Origin of the sequence: Cupriavidus sp. Agwp_2 (genome assembly GCF_040784895.1) — a bacterium.
GTDB lineage: Bacteria > Pseudomonadota > Gammaproteobacteria > Burkholderiales > Burkholderiaceae > Cupriavidus.
The window spans coordinates 296824-321882 of sequence record NZ_CP088083.1 but is presented as its reverse complement, the minus strand read 5'-3'; the positions used below and the strand labels follow the sequence as shown (position 1 = coordinate 321882).

Genomic DNA, 25059 nt, shown 5'->3' with positions numbered 1-25059 from the left:
CACCACGCCTTGTTACGCTGGCCGCTTAGCGAACCTGCGGGGGCGTTTCAAAGGTGTGGAACGGCGCCGGCGACGGCACGGTCCATTCCAGCCCTTCGGCGCCTTCCCACGGCTTGTCCGCGGCCTTCTCGCCGCCACGGTACGACGGCAGCACCACGAAGAAGAAGAAATACACCTGCATCAGGCCGAAGCCGAGCGCACCGATCGACGCGATCGCGTTGAAGTCGGTGAACTGGGTCGGGTAGTCGGCGTAGCGGCGCGGCATGCCGGCCAGGCCCAGGAAGTGCATCGGGAAGAAGGTCACGTTGAAGAAGATCAGCGAACCCCAGAAGTGGACCTTGCCGCGGGCTTCGTTGTACATGAACCCGCTCCACTTCGGACCCCAGTAGTAGAAGCCCGCGAACAGCGCGAACAGCGAGCCGGCCACCAGCACATAGTGGAAGTGCGCCACGATGAAGTAGGTGTCCTGCAACTGGATGTCGATCGGTGCCACCGCCGGCATCAGGCCGGTGAAGCCGCCGATGGTGAACACGAAGATGAAGCCGATCGAGAACAGCATCGGGGTCTCGAAGGTCATCGAGCCGCGCCACATCGTGGCGATCCAGTTGAAGATCTTCACGGCCGTCGGCACCGCGATCAGCATGGTCGCGTACATGAAGAACAGCTGGCCGGTCACCGGCATGCCGGTCGTGAACATGTGGTGGGCCCACACGATGAACGACAGGATGGCGATCGAGGCGGTGGCGTACACCATCGAGCTGTAGCCGAACAGGCGCTTGCGGGCGAACGCCGGCACCACCTGCGAGATGATCCCGAAAGCCGGCAGGATCATGATGTACACCTCGGGGTGGCCGAAGAACCAGAAGATGTGCTGGTACATCACCGGGTCACCACCGCCGGCGGCCGAGAAGAAGCTCGTGCCGAAGTGGCGGTCGGTCAGCACCATGGTGATGGCGCCGGCCAGCACGGGCATCACGGCGATCAGCAGGTAGGCGGTGATCAGCCAGGTCCAGCAGAACATCGGCATCTTCATCAGCGTCATGCCGGGGGCGCGCATGTTGAGGATGGTCACGATGATGTTGATCGAGCCCATGATCGACGACGCGCCCATGATGTGCATCGCGAAGATGGCCATGTCCATGCCCGCGCCCATCTGCACCGACAGCGGCGCGTACAGGGTCCAGCCGGCGGCGGTGGCGCCGCCCGGGGCGAAGAACGAGCCGGCCAGCAGCAGCGCGGCGGGCGGCATCAGCCAGAAGCTGAAGTTGTTCATGCGCGCGAACGCCATGTCGGACGCGCCGATCTGCAGCGGGATCATCCAGTTGGCGAAGCCGACGAAGGCCGGCATGATCGCGCCGAACACCATCACCAGGCCGTGCATGGTGGTGAACTGGTTGAACAGCTCGGGGCGGAAGAACTGCAGGCCCGGCTCGAACAGCTCCAGGCGGATCAGCAGCGCCAGCAAGCCGCCCGACAGCAGCATGATGAACGAGAACAGCAGGTACAGCGTGCCGATGTCCTTGTGGTTGGTGGCGAACAGCCAGCGGCGCCAGCCATGCGGGTGATCGTGCGCGTGGTCGTCATGCGCGTGATCGTGCGGATGGCCGAGTGCGTCCGGGGTAGCAGTACTCATCGCAAATGCTCCTCTAATCCTGTTCTGTCTTCAGCGGGTCAGCCTGCAACGCGGTTGTCCGCGAGGCTGGCCTGCTTGGCGCCGGTCTTGTCTGCGGGCTTGGCGTCGGCTTTGGGAGCGTCGCCGCCGGCCGCGCCGCCGCCTTCGGGGAACTTGCCCGCGCGGGCACCCACGAAGTCGCTCGGCTGGATCACTTCACCCGTCTTGTTGCTCCAGGCGTTGCGCGTATAGGTCATGACCGCTGCCAGCTCGGTGTCCGACAGCTGCTTCCACGACGGCATGCCGCCCTTGCCTTCCAGCAGGATATGCATCTGGCCGGCCTTCGGGCCATTGACCAGCTTGGAGCCATCCAGCCCCGGGAACGCGCCGCCGCCCTTGCCGTTGGGCTGGTGGCAGACCGCGCAGTTGGCGGCGTAGACCTTCTCGCCGCGCACCTTGGATTCATCCAGGGTCCAGGTCTTGTTGGGATCGTCGGCCTTGGCCATCAGCTCTTTCTTCTTGCCGTCGACCCACTTGGTGTAGTCGGCATCAGAGACAACGCGCACCACGATCGGCATGAAGGCGTGTTCCTTGCCGCACAGCTCGGCGCACTGGCCGCGGTACACGCCGATCTTCTCGGCCTTGAACCAGGTGTCGCGCACGAAGCCGGGGATCGCATCCTGCTTGACGCCGAAGGCCGGGACCATCCAGGCGTGGATCACGTCGTTTGCAGTGGTAACGATGCGGATCTTCTTGTTGACCGGCACGACCAGCTCGTTGTCCACCTCCATCAGGTAGGTGTTGCCCTTGGGCTGCTCGTTGTTGATCTGCTCGCGCGGAGTGGTCAGGGTCGACACAAACGAGATGCCCTCGCCTTCGCCCTTCAGGTAGTCATAGCCCCACTTCCACTGGTAGCCGGTGGCCTTGATGGTGATGTCGGAGTTGGTGGTGTCCTTCATCGCGACCACGGTCTTGGTCGCCGGCAGCGCCATCGCGATCACGATCAGGAACGGGACGATGGTCCAGACCACCTCGACCGTGATGCTTTCGTGGAAGGAAGCGGGCTTGGAGCCCTTGGCCTTGCGGTGCGTGAAGATGGAATAGAACATCACGGCGAACACCGCGACGAAGATCACCGTGCAGATGATCAGCATCATCCAGTTCAGCCAGTGAATCTGTTCGGCGATCTTGGTAACGGGCTCGGTCAGGTTGAGCTGGCGCACGGCGGGGCCGCCGGGCATGTCGCTGACCGCGAACGCCGCGTGGCTGGCAAGCAGGGACGCACCTGCCAGACAAACTGCGGATGCCTTCTTCCACATTTTCATTTGTTATCTACCCAATTTACAGATTCAAATCTGCCCCCGCCGCCGCCCCTGCCCCCTCTCAGAGGTGGCGCAAGGCCGCTGCGAGCTCCTGCGCGAACTTGCGTCGCCGGTACGGGTCCACGTAACACCCCACCTGTACCGCACGCTTGCCCGAGCGCAACGTCACCAGCGCGCGGAACGATTCACCCAGTTCGATCCGCACCCAGTGCGGATTGAATTCCTGGCGCGTCACCCGCGTGCCGCTGGCTGTCTCCACGACCAGCATGCCGTCGGTGATGCTGACGCGCTCATAGTCTGTCGCATGGCGCGCATACACAAGCAGTGCGATCCCCAGCCCGGCCAGCTCGATGCTGGCAAACGGCAGCACGAGCCAGGACCCTTGCCACGCGAAAAACAACGCGATGGCAAGCGAGACAGTGAGGATCGAGAGGTAAAACCAGCCGACCTGGCGTGGACTCAGCGAGCAATTCCGCTTCATCAGCCAGTCGTGGGGCGTGGGGGGAGGTCCGTCGAGATTTCCGCCGGAGTCACCACCTGCCGTCTGGAATGCGATACCCAAGTCTTGCATCGCCAACCACTCTGCATCGGATGCACACCCGGGACGATGGCGCCCGGGCTGCACAGTGCAGGTGCAAAACCAGGACGTTCTTGTGCCAGGGGACCACTGCGACAAACTGGCGCATTATAGGGCGCTTCCCATACACGGACAAGGGCGGTTCTTGACCATGGCGCTTGCGCGCCGCTCGATTCTGTGCATGGGGAATAGCCCGGGATGCCGCGCCAGCCCTCGGCCTGCGGCAATCTGCCGCACGCGCAAGTTAACTCTGTTTTAACTTGCCCGACGGGGCTTTGCACGCCCGATCTGGTCCAGCGGCACCACGGCGCGGCCCTGATCGTCGAGTACCTGGCCACCGCGCGCCGGCAGCTTCCACGCATGGCCGTAGACGATCTCGAAGGTCAGCGGAATCACCCCGTCGGCGTTGCGGCGCCGCTCCAGCGCCTGCGTCAGCGCCTGATACCAGCGCCGGCCGCGCAGGCCCTGCGGCAGCGCGCCGGCCGGGCCACGCAGGCCGCCGAAGGCCTGCACCTCGTGCAGCAGCGTGGCGGGCGACTCGTAGGTCACGGTCAGCGTTTCCATGTCCATCACCGGCGTGGACCAGCCACCGTGGACCAGCATGTCGCCGATGTCGTGCATGTCGACAAAGCGCAACGTATGGGGCGCCTCGTCGACTTCGGCGAAGGCTGTGCGCAATTCCTTGAGGGTATCCGGGCCGAACAGCGAGAACAGCACCAGCCCTTCGTCACGCGTCACGCGGTGCCATTCCGGAAACACGCGGTGTGGCTCGGGGTGCCAGTGCAGCGCCAGGTTGGACCAGAGCAGTTCGAAGCTCGCGGGCGCAAAAGGCAGTGTGGCAAGATCGCCCTGCACCAGGTCGAACAACGGCCGCTTGCCCAGCATGCGGCCGAGCCAGCCCGGGCGGCGCTGCGGGTCGCGCTGGCCGGCTTCGGCCAGCATCGCCCCGGAGATGTCCATGCCGGCGATCTGCGCATCCGGAAAGCGGGCGCGCAGCGCCGCCAGCCCCTGGCCGTGGCCGCAGCCGATGTCCAGCGCGCGCTGCGGCGCCAGCCGGATCACCTCCATGCGCTCCTGCATGCGGCGGCCGATCTCGCCCAGCAGGAAATCCAGCTGGCCGAAGTTGCGGCTGCGCCGGTCGAAGGCGAGGCGGGTCAGGCGCGCGGGCGGCAGGAGGGCATCGGGACTAGCGGAGCCATCGGGAGGATTGGCGGCATGCAGGGACACGGACAGGCAGGGCAGAAAAAAGACCAGGAACCGGCGCGCGCGCCGGACGAACGCGGCCGCCGCGCCCGATGGGCCGCGGCCGGACGGCAAGTATACGCGCGGGCCGCGATGGGCGCAGGGATGGGCGCGGGGATGGGCGCAGAGAAGGCCCTCGGCGCCTGGCGGGCCACTGTTGCGGCGCTGCTGCCAAGCGCCTGCGCGCTGTGCGGCAGCGTGCAGCGCGATGTGGTGTGCGCGCCCTGCGCCGCCGACCTGCTGCGGCCGGTGCGGCGCTGCCCCGTTTGCGCGCTGGCGCTGGGCCGCCATGTGGATTGCCCGGCCTGCGCCGCCATGCCTCCGGCGTTCGACCATGCCTGCACGCTGGGCGACTACGCCAGCCCGCAGGACAACCTGGTGCTGTCGCTCAAGTTCGGCCACGCGCTGCCGCTGGCCGACTGGCTGGCGAGCCGCCTCGCTGCCGTACTGCCGGCGGCTTGGGCGGCGCAGCGGCTGGCGCCGCCCGACCTGCTCGCCCCCATCCCGCTGGCGCCGCAACGGCTCGCCGCGCGCGGGTTCAACCAGGCCTGGGAAATCGCCCGCCCGCTGGCGCGCCGGCTCGGCCTGCGCGCCGACCCCGTGCTGCTGCTACGCCGGCGCGATACCGGCAGCCAGCGCGCGCTGGACCTGGCCGCGCGGCAGGTGAACCTGCGCGATGCGTTCCGGCTGACCCGGTCCGTGCGGCTGGATGGACTGCACGTGGCGCTGGTGGACGATGTGATGACTTCCGGCGCGACGCTGCATGAGGCGGCGCTTGCGCTCAAGGCGCACGGCGCGGCACATGTCAGCGTGATCGTCGCGCTGCGTACGCCCTAGCCCGGATGACAGCGCCTGGTGCGCGCGTTAAGCTGCGCACCGTTCTCAAGAAGCTCCGCAACATGTTCAACGTCGTCCTGGTCGAACCCGAAATCCCGCCCAATACCGGCAATGTGATCCGCCTGTGCGCCAACACCGGCGCGCAGCTGCACCTGGTCAAGCCGCTGGGCTTCCCGCTGGAAGACGCGCGCATGCGCCGCGCCGGGCTGGACTACCACGAGTACGCGACCATGCGCGTGCATGAGAGCTGGGACGCGCTGATGGCCAGCGAGCAACCCGATCCCGCGCGCATGTTCGCGCTGACCACGCGCGGCTCGACGCCGTTCGGACAGGTGGAATTCAGGCCGGGCGACTGGTTTGTTTTTGGCTCGGAAACGCGCGGGCTGTCGCCGGAGCGGCGCGAGTGGTTTCCGCCCGCGCAGCGCATCCGGCTGCCAATGCGGCCGGACAACCGGAGCCTGAACCTGTCGAATACGGTGGCGGTGGTGGTGTTCGAGGCGTGGCGGCAGAACGGGTTCGCGGGCGGTAGCTAAACGCCCTGCCCTGCTTATTCCGGCTGCACGCCCGCAGCGCGAATCACCTTGTCCCAGCGCACCTTCTCGCTGACCATGGTCTGCCGCAGCGAAGCCGGCGCCGTCCCGGCCGGCACGAAATACTGCGCCCGCATCTTGTCGCGCACGTCGGCGCTGCCGATGATCGCCACCAGCTCACGATAGAGACGATCGATCACCGGCTGTGGCGTACCGGCGGGCGCCAGCACGGCCTGCCACGAGATCGCCTCGAAACCCGGATAGCCCGACTCCGACACCGTCGGCACTGACGGCAGCACCGCGGTGCGGCCGGTCGTCGTCACCGCCAGCACGCGCAGCTTGCCCGCATTGACCTGCGGCATCGCAATGGCCGGCACCATGAAGCCCGCCTGCACCTGCCCGCCCACGATCGCCGTGGTGATCTGCGGGAAGCCGGGGTACGGCACGTGCTGCAGGTCGACCCCCGCCATGGCCTTAAGCTGCTCCATCGCCAGGTGCGACGCGCTGCCGTTGCCGGGCGAGCCATAGTTCAGCGCGCCCGGCTTCGACTTGGCCAGCGCGATGAACTCGCGCAGGTTATGCACCGGCAGCCGCGCGTCGACCACCAGCACATTGGGCGAGGTGGCCACCAGCGTCACCGGGGCGAGATGCCGGAACGGGTCATAGTTCAGGTTGCGCGACAGCGTTGGCGCGGTCACCAGCGGGCCGTTGATGGTGAACAGCAGCGTATAGCCGTCCGGCGCGGCGCGTGCCACCAAGCCGGTGCCGATATTGCCGCCGGCGCCGGGCCGGTTCTCGATCACCACCGGCTGGCCCAGCGCGGCGGCCAGTTTCTCGGTGACGATGCGGGCGATCAGGTCGGGCGACGAGCCCGGCGGGAACGGCACCACCATGCGGATCGGGTGCGCGGGCCATGGTTGCGCCAGCACGCCGGCGGAAGCGCCGGCAGCGCAGGCGGCGGCAAGCGCGATCAGCGCGTGTCGGCGGGTAGGCATGCGGAATATTTCTTCAGGGGGATTGGAGCGCGCACGGCGTCATTCATCGCGCGCGTCGCGCTGGAGCAATTGCGCAACCGCATCGGCGGCGCCCAGGCCATCGAACAGCACGGCGCACACCGCGCGCGCGATCGGCATCTCGACACCATGCGCGGCGGCCAGCTCGGTCACGGCCTGCGCGCAGCGCACGCCTTCGGCCACGTGGCCCAGGCCGGCCAGGATCTGCTCCAGGCTCTGCCCGGCGGCCAGCTGCTGCCCGACCTTGCGGTTGCGCGACAGGTCGCCGGTCGCGGTCAGGATCAGGTCGCCGACACCGGCCAGCCCCATGAAGGTCTCGACCCGTCCGCCCAGCGCCAGCCCCAGCCGCGTCATCTCGGCCAGCCCGCGCGTTACCAGCGCGGCGCGCGCGTTCAATCCGAGGCCGAGCCCGTCGCTGGCCCCGGTGGCGATCGCCAGCACGTTCTTGACCGCGCCGCCGACTTCGACACCGGTCAGGTCGTCGCTGCCGTAGATGCGCATGGCGTGGTGGTGGAAAGCCTGCTGCGCCCGCTCCGCCAGCGACGGCACGTTGCCCGCCACCGTCAGCGCGCACGGCAAGCCCTGCGCGACTTCGCGCGCAAAGCTGGGACCGGTCAGTACGCCGTAGTCGAAGCCTTCCGTGCGGCCGGCGGCGTCCAGTTCGGCGCGCACCATCTGGTGCGGCAGCAGGTGCGTGCCGGCCTCGAAGCCCTTGCACAGCCACAGCATCGACACCGCGCGCGTGCTGCGCGTGGCCAGCCGGCGCGTCATTTCACGCAATCCGGAGACCGGCGTGGCGACCACCACGATGCCGCCCGGGTCGTCCGCGGCATGGGCCACCGCTTGCTCGAAATCGGCTTGCACCGCCAGCCGCCCGGACAGCTTCACACCGGGCAGGTAGGCAGCGTTTTCACGCTTCGCGGCGATGTCCGCCAGTTGCGCGGCATCGCGCCCCCACAGCACCACGTCATTGGTGGCCGCGGCATGGCTGGCGAGGGCGGTGCCCCAGGCACCGGCACCGAGAAAGGTCAGTTTCATGGCAGCTCGATCGGAAAGAAATCAGGCGCTCAAACATGCGCACAAACAAAACGGGGCCGCAGCCCCGTTCCGTAGCATGGCGCGTCGGGCCGCTCGCTCAGTGGCGGGCCTGGCTGCCGTCGGGCATCACGATGCCGCTGTTGCCGCCTTCGGCCGTCTGGGCTTCCTGCATGGCCGCCTGCAGGCGTTGCTCGTACAGCGCCTGGAAGTTGATTTCCGACAGGTGGATGGCCTGGAAGCCGGCGCGGGTGATCACGTCAGCAATATTGCCGCGCAGGTACGGGTACAGGATGGTCGGGCAGGCGATGCCCAGCAGCGGGTCCAGCTGCTCCACCGGCACGTTGCGAATATCGAAGATGCCGGCCTGGTGCGCTTCCACCAGGAATGCCACCTTGTCCTGCACCTTGGTCGTCACGGTGCCGGTCACGACCACCTCGAAGATGCCTTCCTGCAGCTGCGAAGCGCCGACGTTGACCTGCACTTCCACCGACGGGGCTTCCGATTCCAGGAAGATGCCGGGCGAATTGGGCTGCTCCAGCGACATGTCCTTCAGGTAGACGCGCTGGATGTTGAAGAAGGGTTGATCGTCCTGCTGGGTGTTTTGCTGGTCGCTCATGAAAGGCTTCCGGGAGGATGGGCGTTGGGCGCGGCGGCGGCAGCGTCTGCTAGGCGCAAGGACTGGCCGGTGCCCGGTTGGAAAAGTGGGAGGGTAGGAGCATACCATTTCTGGTTATGCTCCCCCCTAAGAACCGTACGTGCGAGTTTCCCCGCATACGGCTCAAGCCTCTCAAAATATATGACTAATCAAATACCGGCTTCACAGCTACTTTACCGTAGTGATGAACTTGGACATGGCAATCGGGGTGCAGCAATACGCGATTTCCTAGAGCATCTGAGCCCCCAAGAATCCGGGGTTCGATGTGATGGTCATCCCATCCAGTCTCGTCGGTAAGCTCGCCTTGACACACCGCGCACAAGCCTCGCTGAGAAACATACAGCTTTGCCCATTGCTTTCGGTACGACATGCGATCTGCCATGCGTTCCTGCCGCAATTTCTCGCCATACATCTCCTGCGCCGGGTCGAACGGATGGTAGTCCGCCCGCACCTTCTTGTGCCTCCGTATGGGCGTACCCGGGATCGAGTACAACTCCAACCGGTAGCGTTCACCCGCCTTGTTCACTGCAGTGGTTCCGAACACCCAGTTCCGGTCTCCCGCTGAGGCGTAATACTTCTTTCGCACCCATTCGGAGTTCTTCCCTCGATGTCGCCGTTTTGCCCACCTCCATAGAGCCTTAAAGATTAGGTTCTCCATTCGGGTGAACGCCGCCTTCGCGACCACCGGGCAGTGATACTGTGCCCAGCCCCTTAGCATCGGATTCAGCAGTCGAATCAGCTTCTCCTGCTTGGCCGTCTTGTTGACACTGATGACCCCCTTAACCTTGCTGTAGAACGCTTTCACGTTCTTCTTGCTCGGCTTGATAAGCAGCTTTTCCGAATACTTCCGAAAATTCCACCCCAGAAAGTCGAAGCCGTCGGCGATGTTGACGATCCGCGTTTTCTCCGTAGATAGCGTCAGCCCCCGTACTGCCAGGAACTGTTCCACCCACGGCTTCACTTCGTTTTCTAGGATCTCCGGCGTACTGCCAGTGATCACGAAGTCGTCCGCGTAGCGCACAACATTCACCTTCAACTTCCGGGTTCGATTAACTCCTAGTGTTGCTTCAAGAAACTCCACTAGTTGCTGCTCTAACCCATTCAGCGCCACGTTTGCCAGAGTCGGGGAAATAATGCCCCCCTGTGGTGTTCCAGCGTCGGTCGCCTGAAACTGGCCCTGAAATACCACGCCAGCCTTCAACCACTTCCGAAGGATTGCTTTGTCCATTGGGACATAGCGCTCCAGCCAGTCGTGACTGATATGGTCAAAGCACCCTTTGATATCCGCCTCCAGAACCCACGACGCGGAGATGCGCCGGGATAGGGATACGAATAGCTGGACCATGGCATCATGAGTCGAACGATTGATACGAAACCCGTAAGAGTTCGGATCGCTCGTCCCTTCGGACACCGGTTCCAGCGCCAGCAGATACAGCGCCTGCATGGCTCGGTCGTGCATGGTCGGAATGCCCAGAGGGCGTTTCTTCCCGTTCGCCTTGGGGATATAAACCCGCCGCAATGGCAGAGGTCGGTACCCCCGGCGCTTCAACCGCCCGATGGCTTCCCATCGGTCTTCAGGCGTTTCCCACTCTACGCGATCGACTCCCGCCGTCCGCGCACCTTGGTTCATCGCCACTCGCCGTACCGCCGATGCCTTGGCGGACCACGAGCGGGTCAGGGACCTCTGCAAGGCTTTCACCCTACGCCAGTCCCCTTCCTGTGTTGCCTTCGCAATTCGAATCTGCATTGCTCGAACGTTCCGGTCGACGCGGCGCCAGTCAATGTCGCCCCATCTTTGCGGTACGCCGGAAGGCGCAGATTCATCCTCGCGGATCAATGCTCCCATGCTGCCCTCCTATCTTGAGGATCTTCCCCAACATCGAGAGACAACATGCCCCTTGCGGGACATGTTGTCCCACAAGGGAAGAAAAGTTAAACAAGCGAGTTCAGTCAGTCGTCTTGCGACGAGTAGACCAGTTGGAAGTCTGCCCGCTTTCGCGTGGGATGATGTCTCAACCCCTATCCGGACCATTACAGCCCGGCATTCGCTTTTTCCAACCTCCCATACCCGCACAGCCAACAGCGTTCCTTGCGGTTCGCCTGCCCGAGCCAAACGGCACTCGGGTAGCCATACGGGCTTACCACGTTCCCCATGCCTTACACGACTGGGTTAGGACCTGCCTCTTCGCCGGTGGTCGAGTGACGACGTATTCCGAGCTTCCAGCGGAATATCCGACCACATACCGTTTTGGTTAGTGCCACTTAGTAGCTTAAGCACCGTCATATTCACGGCGTTTATCAGCAGTTCACATCTGTTGCCCATACCAGCCAGCCTAGCTCCTAAACCGATGCTGCTTCGGTTTTCTACCCACGGACCTCACGGTCCATGGACACCCTTTCGGGGGCTACGTTGTCAGGAGAGCTTCACACCCCACCGTTATCAGTGACGCATGTCTCCCTAGGCTACTGCTAGTCGCATAGCAGGTTCTCTATCAAGGCGCCCTCGCGGACGTACTCGACCGAACAATAAAGCATGGAGCTGCGCTCCGGTACCTCACTTCCTACTCAGGTGCTCCCGTACAGGCGAGCGCTTGACGGCGGAGGGCTCGTACGAGCCGGACCACCATCCCAAAGGACGTAGCGCCGACCCATCTGGATCGGTTTGAATGCAATGTACTAATAGCGTAGCAAAGATGCCGCTGCGCTAATCAGACAGAGAACTCGCCCAAAGGCGAGTGTCCCCGCCCTTGGGCAATGGCTGGATGTTCATCCAGCAGAAAGCAAGCTGCAGGTCAGCCAATACGCCGGCCTTCCCACAACACAACGGACTCCCCACGGCTTTACCGGCCGGGTTCGTCTAAGCAAGTAATGGTCGGGATTGGACGGAGAGGGCCGAAGCCTTCCCCTTGTCCCGACAAAGGTCGATGCTCCTTACGTTGGAGCTACCCGGACACGAGAGTGCGTGTCGCACGAAAGCGCATATGGTACATGACGCGGGTGGCGATTTCACCCGCGCCGGCGCCCCGGCCGGCCAGGAATCAGAGAGTTCCGACCGGCAGCGCGATCAGGCCGCCAGCAGCGGCGACAGGCCGCCCTTGCGGTCCAGCGCCGAGAGATCGTCGAAGCCGCCCACATGGGTCTCGTCGATGTAGATCTGCGGCACCGTACGGCGCCCGGTACGCGACATCATCTCTTCGCGCTTGCCCGGTTCACGGTCGATCAGGATCTTCTCGATCGTCTCGACCCCGCGGGACTTGAGCAGGCGTTCAGCCATATTGCAATACGGGCACACCATGGTGCTGTACATGACGACGCGGGCCATGTGGGTTCTCCTTTAATGCGAGTGCGGCGCACGACCCGGCGGGCGGTGCGCCTTGTGGCGGATACGGCGGAATACGGCCGATCAGCGCCGGCGACCGGTTGCCGACAACCACGAGGGCCGGCACCCGGCTTCTGCGATCAATGCAAAAGCCGCGCCATCGGCGGCTTACTTGACCAGCGGCAGACCTGCCTGCTGCCAGGCGGCGATGCCGCCTTCGAGCGCATAGATCTCACTGTAACCGGCTTCCTTCAGCGCTGCCTGGGCCTTGCTTGCGCGCTGGCCGTTCTGGCATACCACGATGATGGGGGCCGCCTTGTCCTTTGCAAGACCCGCGGCGCGCGTGGCGAGGTCGCCCAGCGGAGCGCTCTTGGCCTGGGGCAAGTGGCCCTTGGCGTACTCGGCGGGCTCGCGGATGTCGACCACGACCGCGCCGCGCTTGTTGATCAGCTGGGTGGCGGCGGCCGTATTGACGGACTTGGCGCCGGTGCTGCGCGAGATCGCAGGCCAGGCCAGCAGGCCGCCGGAGACCACGGCCAGGGCGATCAGGGCGAGGTTGTTGTAGTCGGCAAAGAAATTCACGTTGGCTTTCCGGTAGGTTGGGTCGGCGGCATTATAAAATACGCGGTTTGGCGTCCGGGGCCTGCCGCAGCGGGCCACCCGCCATTGTCGCCTGTCCGAGACATGGGGCGCCCATGGAGCACTTTGGAACAGGTGACGGCGCGGACGCACGCAGGTTACCTACTCTCTGGAAGCAGCAACATGTACAAGCTTGTCCTTATCCGCCACGGCGAATCGACCTGGAACCTTGAAAACCGCTTCACCGGCTGGGTCGACGTCGACCTGACCGAGACCGGCGCCGCACAGGCCCGCCAGTCGGGCAAACTGCTCAAGGAAGCCGGCTTCGACTTCGATATCGCCTACACCTCGGTGCTCAAGCGCGCCATCCGCACCCTGTGGCACGTGCAGGATGAAATGGACCTGATGTGGATCCCGGTGCGCAACGAATGGCGCCTGAACGAACGCCACTATGGCGCACTGGCCGGCCTGAACAAGGCCGAGACCGCCGCCAAGTTCGGCGACGAGCAGGTGCTGGTGTGGCGCCGCAGCTATGACACGCCGCCCCCCGCACTGGAACCGACCGATCCGCGTGCCTCGTTCGACGATCCGCGCTATGCCAACGTGCCGCGCAACGAGATCCCGCTGACCGAATGCCTGAAGGACACGGTGGCCCGCGTGATGCCGCTGTGGAACGAATCTATCGCTCCCGACATCAAATCCGGCAGGCGTGTGGTCATTGCCGCGCACGGCAACAGCATCCGCGCGCTGGTGAAGTACCTGGACCAGATTTCGGATGACGATATCGTTGGACTCAATATCCCCAACGGCACCCCGCTCGTGTACGAGCTGGACGCCGACCTGCGCCCGATCCGCCACTACTACCTGGGCGACCAGGACGCCATCGCCGCTTCGCTGGCAGCCGTGGCCAACCAGGGCAAGGCGCGCTGACGCCCGCCCGGGCAGCCGTGGCGGCGCCTGTGCGCCGGTGTGCGGCCGCCCACCCTGAACCGGGACGTGGCAGGTCCATTTTTCCGCTCGCCCTTATACTGTCGGACACAAGCGCCCCGCCATGCCGGTCTCCCCGGCGCCGGGCGCCCGCAGCCGGCATAATCCCCAAACGTACATTCCGTACACGTTCAGGCAGCCCTCATGCGCAAGACGCTCAAGAACATCAGTCTAGTTTCTGTCGGACTCGTCGCCGGCGTGCTCGCCACGCTGCAGATCTCGGCGACCGCACAGAACACATCAGGCCCCCTGCCGCTGGACCAGCTGCGGCTGATGGCCGATATCTTCGGGCAAATCAAGCGCGAATACGTCGAGCCGGTCGATGACAAGAAGCTGCTGACCGAAGCCATCAAGGGCATGGTCGCCAGCCTCGACCCGCATTCGTCCTACCTGGACGAGAAGGACTTCAAGGAACTGCAGGAAGGCACCCGCGGCCGCTTCGCTGGCCTGGGCATCGAGATCTCGCAGGAAGAAGGCCTGGTCAAGGTGATTAACCCGATCGAGGACACGCCCGCGTTCCGTGCCGGCATCCAGCCGGGCGACCTGATCACCCGCATCGACGACAAGCCGGTGCGCGGCCTGCCGCTGGAGCAGGCGGTCAAGCGCATGCGCGGCGAGCCGGGCACCAAGGTTACGCTGACCATCTACCGCAAGAGCGAGGAACGCACCTTCCCGGTCTCGATCACGCGCGCCGAGATCCGCGTGCAGTCGGTCAAGGCCAAGATGCTCGACAACAATGTCGGCTGGGTGCGCCTGACCAGCTTCCAGGAGCGCACCGTCGCCGACCTGTCGCGCAAGCTGGCCGAGCTGGCGCAGAAGAACCCCAACATGAAGGGCCTGGTGCTGGACCTGCGCAACAACGGCGGCGGCGTGCTGCAAGGCGCGGTCGGCGTGGCGGCGGCCTTCCTGCCGGAAGACGCCACCGTGGTCTCGACCAACGGCCAGGTGCCCGATGCAAAGCGTACCTACAAGGCGTCGTACAACAACTACCGCCTGTCGTCGCTGGAAGACGATCCGCTCAAGAGCCTGCCCGCGCTGTACAAGAAGATCCCGATGGTAGTGCTGACCAACGCCTACTCGGCCTCGGCTTCCGAGATCGTCGCGGGTGCGCTGCAGGACCACCACCGCGCGCAGATCATGGGCAAGACCACCTTCGGCAAGGGCTCGGTGCAGACGGTGCGGCCGCTGACCAATGACACCGGCATCAAGCTGACCATCGCGTACTACTACACGCCGAGCGGCAAGTCGATCCAGGCCAAGGGCATCCGCCCGGACATCCCGGTCGACCAGAACCCCGAGGGCGATCCGGACGACGCGCTGATCACGCGCGAGATCGACACCGAGCGCCACCTGCATAACAAGCAGGAATCGGAAGAGCCGGAGATGACCGAACGCGAGCAGCGCCGTGTCGAGGAACTGCGCCGCCTGGAAGAAGAGAACGCGAAGAAGACGCCGGAAGAGCGCGAGAAGGACCGCCGCAAGAAGCCGGTGGAATTCGGCTCGACCGACGACTTCATGCTGCAGCAGGCGATCGCACAGCTCAACGGCCAGCCGGTCAAGCGCTCCAAGTCAAAGCTGGAGACCAACCCGCCGGCTGACAACGGCAAGGCGGCGAAGCCGTCGGGCAAGAGCAGCACCAAGGGTACCAGCGCTCCGGCCGCCAAGCCGGCCGCGCCGGCCCCGGGCAAGCAGCCGCCGGCGAGCGCGCCGATCGGCGAGCCGCTGGGGACGCCGACTGGCAAGGCGCCCTGAGCGTGTTCCTCCCCTCTCCCGCTTGCGGGCGAGGGGCCGGGGGAGAGGGCGGGGGTCTCAATGGCCTCCACTTTCGAACTCGCAGTAGAGAGATTTCATGAGCGACGACGGCCTCAACGACGAACAACTGCTGCGCTACTCCCGGCACATCCTGCTGGACGAGCTCGGCATCGAAGGCCAGCGCCGCCTGCTCGCCGGCCATGCGCTGGTGATCGGCGCCGGCGGCCTGGGCGCCGCCGCGCTGCCCTTCCTGGCCTCGGCCGGCGTAGGCCGCATCACCATCGTCGACAACGACGAGGTCGACCTGACCAACCTGCAGCGCCAGATCATCCACACCACCGCCAACGTGGGCCGGCCCAAGGTCGACTCCGCGCGCGAAGGCATGCTGCGCATCAACCCGGGGCTGGACATCGTCACGGTGCCGGCACGGGTGGGCGATACGGAGCTCGAACAGCTAGTCGCCTCGGCCAGCGTGGTACTCGACTGCTGCGACAACTTCGCTACCCGCCAGGCGGTCAACCGCGCCTGCGTGCACCACAACGTGCCGCTGGTGTCAGGCGCCGCGCTGCGCTTCGACGGCCAGATCAGCGTGTTCGACCGGCGCCAGCCCGAAGCGCCCTGCTACGCCTGCCTGTTCCCGCCGGCCGAGCCCGCGCCCGAAGTGGCCTGCGCCACCATGGGCGTGTTCGCGCCGCTGGTTGGCATGGTCGGCACGGTGCAGGCAGCCGAGGCGCTCAAGCTGCTGGCCGGCGTGGGCGAGAGCCTGGCGGGCCGGCTGCTGATGGTCAACGCGCTGACAATGGAATGGACCACGATGCGGCTGGCCCGCACGCCGGACTGCCCGGTGTGTGCCGGGCACTGAACGATCGAATGGGGCTGCCGCTTAGTCCTGCGGCGCTGCATGCGCGAGCAGCCAGTCGGTAACGGCGGCGCGGTCGCCGCGGAACACGATGCGCGGCTCGCGCTGCGCGCGCTGATAGACATACATGGGATCGTAGTAGTCGCGCAGCAGTATCTCGATCCAGCCGCGGTGCAGCGCGACGTCGCCTGACTCGGCCTGACGCGCCAGCGCCTGCTCCAGCAACGCAGACAACTTGCCGTAGCGCGTCCCGCCCAGCCGCGGCGCGATCGCCGCCATGGCGTCGCGCAGCCGTGTGGAATAAGCGTCGAAACCCGTGCCGTCGCCATGCTCGGCGATGAATTCCGCCGCCAACCCCTGCACATAGTCGCGCAGCACGCGCTCCACGCGTTCCTCGAAAGACGCCTCCAGCCACACCAGCGGACTGCCCTGCATGCGTTGCGACAGCGCCTGCGGCACATCGCGGCTGCCGATAAAGCGGCCCTCGTCTTCCACCACCAGCGCGCGGAAGCGGGCGTCGATACGGCGCAGCACATCGATCGCCAGCGCGTTCTCGAAGTCCACCTGCTGCGGCTGCGCCAGCGCGCGCCGGCCAAAGGCCGAGCCGCGGTGCCGCGCATGGCCCTCGAGGTCGAGCGCGGCCGGCACGTCAGCCAGCACGTCGGTCTTGCCGCTGCCGGTCATGCCGCCCAGCACCAGCCACTGCTGCCCGGCGACCGCCGCATCAAGGGTGGCAATCAGGAAGGTGCGCATCGCCTTGTAGCCGCCTGTCACGCGCGGATAGTCGACGCCGGCATCGTGCAGCCACTGCTGCACCAGTTGCGAGCGCAGCCCGCCGCGGAAGCAATACAGGTAGCCGTCCGGATGCGCGCGGGCAAAGTCCGACCATGCGGCGACGCGGGCCGCCTTGCGCTCGCCCGACACCAGCTGGTGCCCAAGCTCGATCGCGGCCTGCTGCCCTTTCCCGGCGTAGCACAGGCCGACGGCGTGCCGCTCGGCATCGTCCATCAGCGGCAGGTTGACCGCGCCGGGAAAGGCGCCGCGCGTGAACTCCAGCGGCGCGCGCACGTCCAGCATCGGCACGCCGCCGAGGAACAGGCTGCGGAAGTCCGCGGTATCGGCGCGCATGCTGCCTGGCATCAGGTGACCTCGACCGCCAGCGCGGCACGCGCCACCATTTCTCCGATGGGCGCCAGCGACAAGCCCAGGCGCTGGCATTCGGCAGCAAACTCCGCTTCGCCAGCCAGCTCTACCGCCACCAGCAGCCCGCCGCTGGTCTGCGGATCGCACAGCACTGCGCGCTGCGCCTCCGTCAGCGGCGTGATGCGGTGGCCGTAGCTGTCGAAGTTGCGCTGCGTGCCGCCCGGCACGCAGCCCTGGCCGATGTAGTCCACCACGTCGTCCAGCACCGGCACCGCGGCGTAGTCCAGCCGCGCGGTAAGGCCGCTGCCGTCGGCCATCTCGACCAGATGGCCGAGCAGCCCGAAGCCGGTCACATCGGTCATGGCGCGCACCCCCGGCAGGCGCCCGAAGGCGCTGCCGGGGCGGTTCAGCATGCACATCCAGTCGCGCGCGAGGTTGCGGTTGCCGGTCCGCAGCAGGCCTTTTTTCTCGGCTGTGGTGAGCACGCCGATGCCCAGGGGCTTGGTCAGGAACAGCCGGCAGCCAGGCGTGGCGGTGTCGTTGCGCTTCATGTGCGCGCGCTCGACGATGCCGGTAACGGCCAGCCCGAAGATCGGCTCCGGCGCATCGATCGAATGCCCGCCGGCAAGCGGGATGCCGGCGTCATCGCAGGCGCGGCGTCCACCCGCCACCACCTCCCGGGCCACCTCGGGCGGCAGCACGTTGACCGGCCAGCCGAGGATCGCGATGGCCATCAGCGGGTCGCCGCCCATTGCATAGATGTCGCTGATCGCATTGGTGGCGGCGATGCGCCCGAAGTCGAACGGGTCGTCGACGATGGGCATGAAGAAGTCCGTTGTCGACACCACGCCCCTTCCGCTATCCGCGCCATCCAGCGCATAGACCGCCGCATCGTCGCGCGAGGCATTGCCGACCCACAGCCGCGGGTCGAGGTGCTGCGCACCGCTGCCGGCCAGGATCACATCGAGCACTTTCGGGGAAATCTTGCAGCCGCAGCCAGCGCCGTGGCTGTATTGCGTCAGGCGGATGGGACCGGTGGTCATGGCTGGCTCCGTCGCAGCGCGCCGGCCGGGGAGGAGCCACTACCCGACCAGGCGCGCCTGGATGAAGAAAGGAATTGGAATGAGAAGGGTTACTGCCTACAGCCGGACAACATGGCAGCGCCGGGTGGCGCCGCGCGGTGGGGCTGGCCGCCTTTGCAGGATACTGCAGCGGCGGCCGCGCCTGGGACGGGCGGCTTACTGCTCGCCCGGTTCCATCTGCGATTGCAGGTAGTTCTGCAGGCCGACCTTGTCGATCAGGTCCAGCTGCGTCTCCAGGTATTCGATGTGTTCCTCGGTGTCGGTGAGGATATCGACCAGGATTTCGCGGCTGACGTAGTCGCCGACCGATTCGCAGTAGGCGATGCCTTCCTTGACGGTCTGGTGCGCGGTCTGCTCCAGCTTCAGGTCGCACTTGAGCATTTCGGGCGTGTCTTCGCCCAGCAGCAGCTTGTGCAGGTCCTGCAGGTTGGGCAGCCCGTCCAGCATCAGGATGCGGTCGATCAGGCGGTCGGCGTGCTTCATCTCGCCGATCGACTCCTTGTACTCGACGTCACCGAGCTTTTTCAGGCCCCAGTGGCGGTACATGCGAGCGTGGAGGAAATACTGGTTGATCGCGGTCAGCTCGTTCTTGAGCTGGGCGTTCAGATGCTGGATGACCTTCTTGTCACCTTTCATTGGCGGCTCCTGTCATCGGGCCCGCGCAAAAACACGAAGCGGCGCCAAAAGGCGCCGCGTGCAGTCGGTGAGAATAGAAATGCGCAAAACGCGCCGTGAACTGACTTTCAGCTCACATGGGCGCGTTCAGGCAACCATCGCCTTGCGCTGGTCGTTCGCGACTGCCGGGTCCCGAGTGTCCATTATGGTACATGGGCCCGACACGGAACAGGAAGAAATCTCCACAACCTGGATGCTGGCGAGGGTGGCCACGGTGACATTGCGCACCGCTGCGACGCCTTCCTGCAGCACTTGCTGCGCGCAGTCGCGGCAGCGTCCGCAGCACGTGCCGACGCCAAGCGTCTCGGCCAGTTCGTCGAGAGTCTCGACGCCAAGGTGCGCGGCACCGTGGATCTCACGATCGGTGATCTGGTTGCAGATGCAGACGTACACAAGTCCCTCCGTTGCGGCGCGTGGCACCGGCATGCCACTGCGAATGAACGTCAGAATATCAGAGATCGAAAATGATAACAATTCCCATTAGCGACATGGGAACGTCTCTGCACATCCGTCGGGACAACACCGTCAGGCGCGAAAAGGAGGCGGCGTGAAGGGCACTTGACTGTGGTAAAAAGTGCATTTTCTGTGGCCCGTTCCCTTAGAAAACCCTGCTCTCATCAGGGTCTGGCGATCTGGCTCAGTGCCACCGCGAGGTCCTCGGGATCATAGGCGTTAAGCACCTGGTCGACCAGCGGCTCGAGGTGCTCGCAATTGGCGTGCAGGATCTCCTGCTTGACCCGCAGCAACTGCGCCGGATGCATCGAGAACTCGCGCAGGCCCATGCCCAGCAGCAGCCGCGTCATCGAAGGATCGCCCGCCATTTCGCCGCACACCGCCACCGGCACGCCGGCGCGATTGGCCTCGCGGATGGTACGCGCCACCAGTTGCAGCACGGCGGGGTGCAGCGGGTCGAACAGGTGCGCCACGGCATTGTCGGCGCGGTCGATCGCCAGCGTGTACTGGATCAGGTCATTGGTGCCGATCGACAGGAAATCCATCTTGCGCAGGAACAGCGGCAGCAGCAAAACCGCCGCCGGGATCTCGATCATGGCGCCGACCCTCATGCCTGGGTCGTACGGCTCGCCGCGCTCGTCCAGCTGGCGCTTGGCCTTGGCGATCAGCGCCAGGGTCTGGTCGATCTCGCTGGCGTGCGCCAGCATCGGCACCAGCAGCCGCACCGGACCAAAGGCGGAGGCACGCAGCAGCGCGCGCAACTGGGTCAGGAACATGCCCGGCTCGGACAGCGACCAGCGGATCGCGCGCAGCCCCAGCGCCGGGTTCAGCGCGGTCTCGAAATCGTCGCCACGGCCATCGCCGCGGCCATCGCGGCCGTCGCGGCCGTCGAGCGGCTTGTCGGCACCGATGTCGATCGTGCGGATGGTCACCGGCAGACCGTGCATGGCGTCGACCGCGCCGCGGTAGGCCTGGAACTGCTCTTCCTCGTCCGGCAGATCGCCACGCCGGTTCATGAACAGGAACTCGGAACGGAACAGGCCGACGCCCACCGCGCCCGCCGACAGCGCGGCGCCCGCGTCCTCGGCCATCTCGATATTGGCCAGCAGCTCGATTTCCAGCCCGTCCAGCGTCACCGCCGGGGTATGGCGCAGCCGCTGCAGGCGCTTCTTCTCCAGCGCGCGCTCGCTCTGCCGGTGGCGGTATTCCTCCAGGATGATGGCGGTGGGGTCGACGATTACCAGCCCGGCATCGCCGTCGATGATGATCCAGTCGTCCTGGCGGATCAGCTCGCTCGCGCTCTGCACCCCCACCGCCGCCGGGATATCCAGGCTGCGCGCGACGATGGCGGTGTGCGAGGTGCGCCCGCCCAGGTCGGTTACAAAACCGTGGAACACCGTGTGGCGGAACTGCAGCATGTCGGCCGGGGCGATGTCGTGGGCCACCACGATCACGCCCGGCGCCGGCTCGCCGTCCGCGGCCAGCGCCGGCACCGGCGCGGGCACCAGCACCGGGGCGCCGGCCAGCGCCTTCAGGATGCGCTCGACCACCTGCTGGATATCGGCCTTGCGCTCGCGCAGATATTCGTCTTCGATCTCGTCGAACTGGCGCATCAGCTCTTCGAGCCGCGTGGTGAGTGCCCACTCAGCGTTGTAGCGGCGGCCCCGGATCAGTGCCTCGGGCTCGCGCGCCAGCGCCTCGTCGTCGAGGATCATCGCGTGCACGTCGAGGAAAGCGCCCAGCTCCTCGGGCGCGTCGCGCGGCAGGTCGCGCTTGAGCGCCGCCAGTTCCGCGCGCACCGCGGCCCGGGCGGCGCGCAGCCGTTCCACCTCGGCATCGAGCTGTTCTTCGTCGACCAGGTAGTGCGACACGTCCAGCGCCGCGGGCGCGAGCAGGTGTGCGCGCCCGATGGCGACGCCGCGCGAGACCGGGATGCCGTGCAGGGCGAAAGGCATGTACCGCTCCGTCAGGAACGTTTAAAAATTCGAAGCTGCGGGACCGGCGCCGCCGGCCTCACTCTCCCTCACCAAACCGGTTGGCGATCAGCGCCAGCAGTGCGTCCATGGCGTCCTGCTCGTCGGGCCCGTCGGTCTCCAGGGTCACCGTCGAGCCGATCCCTGCCGCCAGCATCATCACGCCCATGATGCTCTTGGCATCGACCTGGCGTCCGTTGCGGGACATCTTGACCTGGCTGACGAAGCTGCCTGCGAGCTGGGTCAGCTTTGCGGACGCGCGTGCATGCAGTCCGAGCTTATTGATGATGGTGGTGTCCCTCTGCAGCATATTTGTCGGGATGGTTGGCGATTTGGTTCTGTACGGTGGTAGTGCCAATCTGCAGCACGCCCTGCGAGCCGCCGGCCAGCGCCTTGCTGGCAAGCTGGTCGAGCTTTTCGGAGCGGTAGCAGATGGCGCGCACGAGCATTGGGAGGTTGACGCCGGCCAGCACGCGCACGCGGCCCGGCTCGGCCAGGCGCGCGGCGATATTGGCCGGGGTGGCACCGAAGATATCGGTCAGCACCAGCGCGCCGTTGTCTTCGCAGACGGCGGCCAGGCGGCGCTTCGCCTCGGCCAGCACCGCGGCGGGGTCCGCGTCGGGAAGGACGTCGATGGCTTCCAGCCGCTGCGGCTGGCCGCAGTAGACGTGGGCGGCGCAATCGCGCAGGGCCGAAGCCAGCGGGGTGTGCGCGATGATCAGGATGCCTGCCATGATGGTGAATCCGTTGGATTGCCCAGATTGTAGCAGGCGGCCCCCCGCGCTCCTGCTGCCAGCCGGGATGGTTGCCGGTCAGCTGCCGGCGGCGCCCACGGCGTGTTCCAGCGCGTCGGTAAACATCGCCGCGACGTGGAACCCGGTCTGCTGGGTGATCTCCTGGAAGCAGGTCGGACTCGTCACATTGACTTCCGTCAGGTAGTCGCCGATCACGTCCAGGCCGACCAGCAGCAGGCCCTGTTCCCACAGTCCCGGCGCCAGCGTCTCGGCGATTTCGCGGTCGCGCTGGCTCAACTCCTGGGCGCGGCCACTGCCGCCGGCGGCAAGGTTGCCGCGCACTTCGCCGGCCATCGGCACCCGCGCCAGCGAATACGGCACCGGCACGCCGCCGATCAGCAGGATGCGCTTGTCGCCATCCTTGATCGCCGGGATATAGCGCTGCACCATCAGGGTGCGGGCGCCGTCCTGCCCGAGCGTCTCGACGATGGCGGCCAGGTTCATGCCGTCCGCGCCCACCCGGAACACGCCCATGCCGCCCATGCCGTCGAGCGGCTTGACGATGATGTCGCGATGCTCGGCATGGAAGTCGCGGATGCGCGCCAGGTCGCGCGTGACCAGCGTCGGCGTGATGAATTGCGGGTGCTGGGCGATCGCCAGCTTCTCGGAATGGTCGCGGATCGCGCGCGGCTTGTTGAACACGCGGGCGCCCTGCTGCTCGGCCAGTTCCAGCAGCCAGGTGCTGGTGACGTACTCCATGTCGAACGGCGGGTCCTTGCGCATCAGCACCGCGTCGAAGGCCGACAGCGGCTCCAGCGCGCTGTTGCCTTCGCGGTACCAGTCCTTGTCGTCACCTGTCAGGTGCAGGCGCGTGGCCAGCGTCTCGACAATGCTGCCCGACAGGCACAACTGCGGCTGCAGGCACCAGTACAGCTCGTGGCCGCGCGCGGCGGCCTCGGTCATCATGGCGTAGGTGGAGTCCTTGTAGGTCTTGAAGGTCTCCAGCGGATCGGTGATGAAGAGGATGCGCATCAGTCAGGGCTCGTCAGGGCTCGTCACAGAATCGGGTTCGGGTCAGTCTTTTCGAGTTCGATCGACGCCGCCAGCAGCGCCAGCCGCGCCACCACGCCGTACATATAGAAGCGGTTCGGCACTGCCGCGCCCGGCTTGGCGTGGGTGTCGGGGATGCCGTTGGGCGCGAACGCCAGGGGCACGAAATGCATGCCCGGGGCGTTCAGGTTCTCATCGTTGCCGCGGCCGGTGTGTACGCGGTAGAAGCCGCCCACCACGTAGCGGTCGATCATGTAGACCACCGGCTCGGCCACCGCCTCGTTGACCTTCTCGAAGGTGTGCACGCCTTCCTGGATGATGACGTCGCTGACCTCAAGGCCTTCCTTGACGACGCTCATCTTGTTGCGCTCCTTCCGGTTCAGGCCCTTGACCTCGGACGGGTCGCGCACGGTCATGATGCCCATGCCGTAGGTGCCGGCATCGGCCTTGACCACCACGTACGGCGTTTCCTTGATGCCGTACTCGCGGTACTTCTTGGCGATCTTCTTCAGGACGCCCTCGACGGCATCGGCCAGCTCTTCCTCGCCCACGCGCTCGTGGAAGTTCACACCGGTGGTGCGGGCAAAGTACGGGTTGACCATCCACTGGTCGATATCGATCAGCTTGGCGAACTTCTTCGCCACCTCGTCGTAGGCGGCAAAGTGGCTGGTCTTGCGTCGGGTCGACCAGCCGGCATGCAGCGGCGGCAGCAGGTACTGTTCGTTGATGTTTTCCAGGATCGGCGGGATCCCGGCCGACAGGTCGTTGTTCAACAGGATCGAACAGGGGTCGAAGTCCTTCAGCCCCAGCCGGCGGCCCTTGGTGCCAAGGCGCGCCAGCGGCTCGACCACCAGGGTCTGGCCGTCGGGCAGCTCGATCGGGGTCGGCTCGGTGATTTCCTCGGACAGCGAACCCAGGCGCACGTTCAGCCCCGCCTGGCGCATGATCAGCGACAGCCGCGCCACGTTCTGCAGGTAGAACATGTTGCGCGTGTGACGTTCGGGGATCAGCAGCAGGTTCTTGGCATCCGGGCAGATCTTCTCGATCGCCGCCATCGCCGCCTGCACAGCCAGCGGCAGCATCTCCGGGGCCAGGTTGTTGAAGCCGCCCGGGAACAGGTTGGTGTCGACCGGCGCCAGCTTGAAGCCGGCATTGCGCAGGTCCACCGAACAATAGAACGGAGGCGTGTGCTCCTGCCATTCCAGCCTGAACCAACGCTCGATCGACGGGGTGGCGTCCAGGATCTTCTTCTCCAGTTCGAGCAGAGGACCGTTCAGCGCGGTGATGAGATGCGGGACCATATCCATCCTATAGATCGTCTTTATCGTTCGCCCCGATTGTAGAGGAACGGCCAAACAGGCGCAGGCACACTCCTGATAAGGATATGCAGGCCTTGGCATTAGGGATAACGATATGGGGACGCCGCGCGGGAAATAAAGGGCCGCTGCCGCGGGCAAAAAAAAAGCGCGGCAAGCGCCGCGCTTTTAAATGGCCTGACAGATACGGGGAGCGTTCTGCAGGTGGAGGAAACTGCCTCACTGGCAATGTATGTGCCCCGCACATTAAAGACAATTGAAGCTTTTTAAGATCGGAGTTAAGCACTTTGCGAAAAGCCCGTGCGCGGTGC

At 65.7% G+C, this 25059-nt stretch carries 24 protein-coding genes; 5 read left to right on the top strand and 19 right to left on the bottom strand.

Annotation, left to right across the window (positions count from 1 at the left end):
• Nucleotides 1–25: 25 nt before the first annotated feature.
• The 4 genes from ctaD to LPA45_RS01500 all read right to left on the bottom strand — a co-directional run bounded on the left by ctaD (nt 26) and on the right by LPA45_RS01500 (nt 4738).
• Entirely contained in the window at nt 26–1633 is a 1608-nt protein-coding gene (gene ctaD / locus LPA45_RS01515; RefSeq protein ID WP_116316990.1) for a cytochrome c oxidase subunit I, read from the bottom strand.
• A gap of 38 nt (nt 1634–1671) precedes the next feature.
• Nucleotides 1672–2937: a cytochrome c oxidase subunit II gene (gene coxB, locus LPA45_RS01510; protein WP_367394821.1), complete on the bottom strand. Its 1266-nt coding sequence runs from the start codon at nt 2935–2937 to the stop codon at nt 1672–1674.
• 58 nt (nt 2938–2995) lie between these two features.
• Nucleotides 2996–3505, bottom strand: a complete 510-nt coding sequence (locus LPA45_RS01505) for a DUF2244 domain-containing protein (protein ID WP_116316988.1) — start codon at nt 3503–3505, stop codon at nt 2996–2998.
• A gap of 261 nt (nt 3506–3766) precedes the next feature.
• Entirely contained in the window at nt 3767–4738 is a 972-nt protein-coding gene (locus LPA45_RS01500; RefSeq protein WP_367394820.1) for a methyltransferase domain-containing protein, read from the bottom strand.
• On the opposite strand from LPA45_RS01500, the gene LPA45_RS01495 reads away from it, so the two are divergent.
• Together LPA45_RS01495 and trmL are read left to right on the top strand one after the other, a co-directional pair.
• Nucleotides 4727–5590: a ComF family protein gene (locus LPA45_RS01495; protein ID WP_367394819.1), complete on the top strand. Its 864-nt coding sequence runs from the start codon at nt 4727–4729 to the stop codon at nt 5588–5590. The genes LPA45_RS01500 and LPA45_RS01495 overlap by 12 nt on opposite strands.
• A gap of 62 nt (nt 5591–5652) precedes the next feature.
• Entirely contained in the window at nt 5653–6123 is a 471-nt protein-coding gene (trmL, locus tag LPA45_RS01490; protein WP_116317803.1) for a tRNA (uridine(34)/cytosine(34)/5-carboxymethylaminomethyluridine(34)-2'-O)-methyltransferase TrmL, read from the top strand.
• A gap of 14 nt (nt 6124–6137) precedes the next feature.
• On the opposite strand, the gene LPA45_RS01485 is transcribed toward trmL, so the two are convergent.
• The 6 genes from LPA45_RS01485 to LPA45_RS01460 all read right to left on the bottom strand — a co-directional run bounded on the left by LPA45_RS01485 (nt 6138) and on the right by LPA45_RS01460 (nt 12727).
• Nucleotides 6138–7115: a Bug family tripartite tricarboxylate transporter substrate binding protein gene (locus LPA45_RS01485; RefSeq protein WP_367394818.1), complete on the bottom strand. Its 978-nt coding sequence runs from the start codon at nt 7113–7115 to the stop codon at nt 6138–6140.
• 39 nt (nt 7116–7154) lie between these two features.
• Complete coding sequence (locus LPA45_RS01480) at nt 7155–8171, bottom strand: NAD(P)H-dependent glycerol-3-phosphate dehydrogenase (RefSeq protein ID WP_367394817.1); 1017 nt, start codon at nt 8169–8171, stop codon at nt 7155–7157.
• 97 nt (nt 8172–8268) lie between these two features.
• Complete coding sequence (gene secB, locus LPA45_RS01475; protein WP_367394816.1) at nt 8269–8787, bottom strand: protein-export chaperone SecB; 519 nt, start codon at nt 8785–8787, stop codon at nt 8269–8271.
• A gap of 184 nt (nt 8788–8971) precedes the next feature.
• A complete protein-coding gene (gene ltrA / locus LPA45_RS01470; RefSeq protein WP_317923393.1) occupies nt 8972–10672 on the bottom strand; it encodes a group II intron reverse transcriptase/maturase in 1701 nt (566 codons plus the stop codon).
• Nucleotides 10673–11890: 1218 nt separating this feature from the next.
• A complete protein-coding gene (grxC, locus tag LPA45_RS01465) occupies nt 11891–12148 on the bottom strand; it encodes a glutaredoxin 3 (protein WP_116316983.1) in 258 nt (85 codons plus the stop codon).
• A gap of 165 nt (nt 12149–12313) precedes the next feature.
• Nucleotides 12314–12727 (bottom strand): rhodanese-like domain-containing protein, encoded by a 414-nt coding sequence (locus LPA45_RS01460; protein ID WP_116316982.1) that lies wholly within the window; start codon nt 12725–12727, stop codon nt 12314–12316.
• Nucleotides 12728–12907: 180 nt separating this feature from the next.
• On the opposite strand from LPA45_RS01460, the gene gpmA reads away from it, so the two are divergent.
• The 3 genes from gpmA (at nt 12908) to LPA45_RS01445 (ending at nt 16325) form a co-directional block, all read left to right on the top strand.
• Complete coding sequence (gpmA, locus tag LPA45_RS01455) at nt 12908–13654, top strand: 2,3-diphosphoglycerate-dependent phosphoglycerate mutase (protein WP_116316981.1); 747 nt, start codon at nt 12908–12910, stop codon at nt 13652–13654.
• A gap of 201 nt (nt 13655–13855) precedes the next feature.
• Entirely contained in the window at nt 13856–15463 is a 1608-nt protein-coding gene (locus LPA45_RS01450; RefSeq protein ID WP_116316980.1) for a S41 family peptidase, read from the top strand.
• A 97-nt stretch (nt 15464–15560) separates the two neighbouring features.
• Nucleotides 15561–16325: a ThiF family adenylyltransferase gene (locus LPA45_RS01445; RefSeq protein WP_367394815.1), complete on the top strand. Its 765-nt coding sequence runs from the start codon at nt 15561–15563 to the stop codon at nt 16323–16325.
• Between the two features lie 21 nt (nt 16326–16346).
• Here the strand turns inward: LPA45_RS01445 and mnmH are convergent, their stop codons facing one another.
• From mnmH to gshA, 9 genes are all read right to left on the bottom strand, one after another.
• Nucleotides 16347–17450, bottom strand: a complete 1104-nt coding sequence (mnmH, locus tag LPA45_RS01440; protein WP_116317802.1) for a tRNA 2-selenouridine(34) synthase MnmH — start codon at nt 17448–17450, stop codon at nt 16347–16349.
• 11 nt (nt 17451–17461) lie between these two features.
• Nucleotides 17462–18508 carry a selenide, water dikinase SelD gene (gene selD, locus LPA45_RS01435; RefSeq protein ID WP_367394814.1) on the bottom strand — a complete coding sequence of 349 codons (1047 nt, stop codon included), beginning with the start codon at nt 18506–18508 and terminating at the stop codon, nt 17462–17464.
• Between the two features lie 195 nt (nt 18509–18703).
• Nucleotides 18704–19183 carry a bacterioferritin gene (gene bfr / locus LPA45_RS01430; protein ID WP_061957256.1) on the bottom strand — a complete coding sequence of 160 codons (480 nt, stop codon included), beginning with the start codon at nt 19181–19183 and terminating at the stop codon, nt 18704–18706.
• 126 nt (nt 19184–19309) lie between these two features.
• Nucleotides 19310–19615, bottom strand: coding sequence for a bacterioferritin-associated ferredoxin (locus LPA45_RS01425; protein WP_199414493.1), 306 nt, complete (start codon nt 19613–19615; stop codon nt 19310–19312).
• A 224-nt stretch (nt 19616–19839) separates the two neighbouring features.
• Nucleotides 19840–21630, bottom strand: coding sequence for a phosphoenolpyruvate--protein phosphotransferase (gene ptsP, locus LPA45_RS01420; protein ID WP_116316976.1), 1791 nt, complete (start codon nt 21628–21630; stop codon nt 19840–19842).
• Nucleotides 21631–21688: 58 nt separating this feature from the next.
• On the bottom strand, nt 21689–21958 hold the full coding sequence (locus LPA45_RS01415) for an HPr family phosphocarrier protein (protein ID WP_116316975.1): 270 nt from the start codon (nt 21956–21958) through the stop codon (nt 21689–21691).
• A complete protein-coding gene (locus tag LPA45_RS01410; protein ID WP_116316974.1) occupies nt 21927–22382 on the bottom strand; it encodes a PTS sugar transporter subunit IIA in 456 nt (151 codons plus the stop codon). The genes LPA45_RS01415 and LPA45_RS01410 overlap by 32 nt, the downstream gene beginning before the upstream one ends.
• Before the next feature lie 78 nt (nt 22383–22460).
• Nucleotides 22461–23414: a glutathione synthase gene (gshB, locus tag LPA45_RS01405; protein ID WP_116316973.1), complete on the bottom strand. Its 954-nt coding sequence runs from the start codon at nt 23412–23414 to the stop codon at nt 22461–22463.
• A 23-nt stretch (nt 23415–23437) separates the two neighbouring features.
• Entirely contained in the window at nt 23438–24733 is a 1296-nt protein-coding gene (gene gshA, locus LPA45_RS01400; protein WP_116317801.1) for a glutamate--cysteine ligase, read from the bottom strand.
• Nucleotides 24734–25059 lie beyond the last annotated feature (326 nt).

Excerpts from the sequence above, each read along its gene's own strand:
- ctaD (WP_116316990.1), bottom strand. The coding sequence starts at position 1,633 with ATGAGTACTGCTACCCCGGACGCACTCGGCCATCCGCACGATCACGCG.
- coxB (WP_367394821.1), bottom strand. The coding sequence starts at position 2,937 with ATGAAAATGTGGAAGAAGGCATCCGCAGTTTGTCTGGCAGGTGCGTCC.
- LPA45_RS01505 (WP_116316988.1), bottom strand. The coding sequence starts at position 3,505 with ATGCAAGACTTGGGTATCGCATTCCAGACGGCAGGTGGTGACTCCGGC.
- LPA45_RS01495 (WP_367394819.1), top strand. The coding sequence starts at position 4,727 with ATGCAGGGACACGGACAGGCAGGGCAGAAAAAAGACCAGGAACCGGCG.
- trmL (WP_116317803.1), top strand. The coding sequence starts at position 5,653 with ATGTTCAACGTCGTCCTGGTCGAACCCGAAATCCCGCCCAATACCGGC.
- LPA45_RS01485 (WP_367394818.1), bottom strand. The coding sequence starts at position 7,115 with ATGCCTACCCGCCGACACGCGCTGATCGCGCTTGCCGCCGCCTGCGCT.
- LPA45_RS01480 (WP_367394817.1), bottom strand. The coding sequence starts at position 8,171 with ATGAAACTGACCTTTCTCGGTGCCGGTGCCTGGGGCACCGCCCTCGCC.
- secB (WP_367394816.1), bottom strand. The coding sequence starts at position 8,787 with ATGAGCGACCAGCAAAACACCCAGCAGGACGATCAACCCTTCTTCAAC.
- ltrA (WP_317923393.1), bottom strand. The coding sequence starts at position 10,672 with ATGGGAGCATTGATCCGCGAGGATGAATCTGCGCCTTCCGGCGTACCG.
- grxC (WP_116316983.1), bottom strand. The coding sequence starts at position 12,148 with ATGGCCCGCGTCGTCATGTACAGCACCATGGTGTGCCCGTATTGCAAT.
- gpmA (WP_116316981.1), top strand. The coding sequence starts at position 12,908 with ATGTACAAGCTTGTCCTTATCCGCCACGGCGAATCGACCTGGAACCTT.
- LPA45_RS01450 (WP_116316980.1), top strand. The coding sequence starts at position 13,856 with ATGCGCAAGACGCTCAAGAACATCAGTCTAGTTTCTGTCGGACTCGTC.
- LPA45_RS01445 (WP_367394815.1), top strand. The coding sequence starts at position 15,561 with ATGAGCGACGACGGCCTCAACGACGAACAACTGCTGCGCTACTCCCGG.
- mnmH (WP_116317802.1), bottom strand. The coding sequence starts at position 17,450 with ATGCGCGCCGATACCGCGGACTTCCGCAGCCTGTTCCTCGGCGGCGTG.
- selD (WP_367394814.1), bottom strand. The coding sequence starts at position 18,508 with ATGACCACCGGTCCCATCCGCCTGACGCAATACAGCCACGGCGCTGGC.
- bfr (WP_061957256.1), bottom strand. The coding sequence starts at position 19,183 with ATGAAAGGTGACAAGAAGGTCATCCAGCATCTGAACGCCCAGCTCAAG.
- ptsP (WP_116316976.1), bottom strand. The coding sequence starts at position 21,630 with ATGCCTTTCGCCCTGCACGGCATCCCGGTCTCGCGCGGCGTCGCCATC.
- LPA45_RS01415 (WP_116316975.1), bottom strand. The coding sequence starts at position 21,958 with ATGCTGCAGAGGGACACCACCATCATCAATAAGCTCGGACTGCATGCA.
- LPA45_RS01410 (WP_116316974.1), bottom strand. The coding sequence starts at position 22,382 with ATGGCAGGCATCCTGATCATCGCGCACACCCCGCTGGCTTCGGCCCTG.
- gshB (WP_116316973.1), bottom strand. The coding sequence starts at position 23,414 with ATGCGCATCCTCTTCATCACCGATCCGCTGGAGACCTTCAAGACCTAC.
- gshA (WP_116317801.1), bottom strand. The coding sequence starts at position 24,733 with ATGGTCCCGCATCTCATCACCGCGCTGAACGGTCCTCTGCTCGAACTG.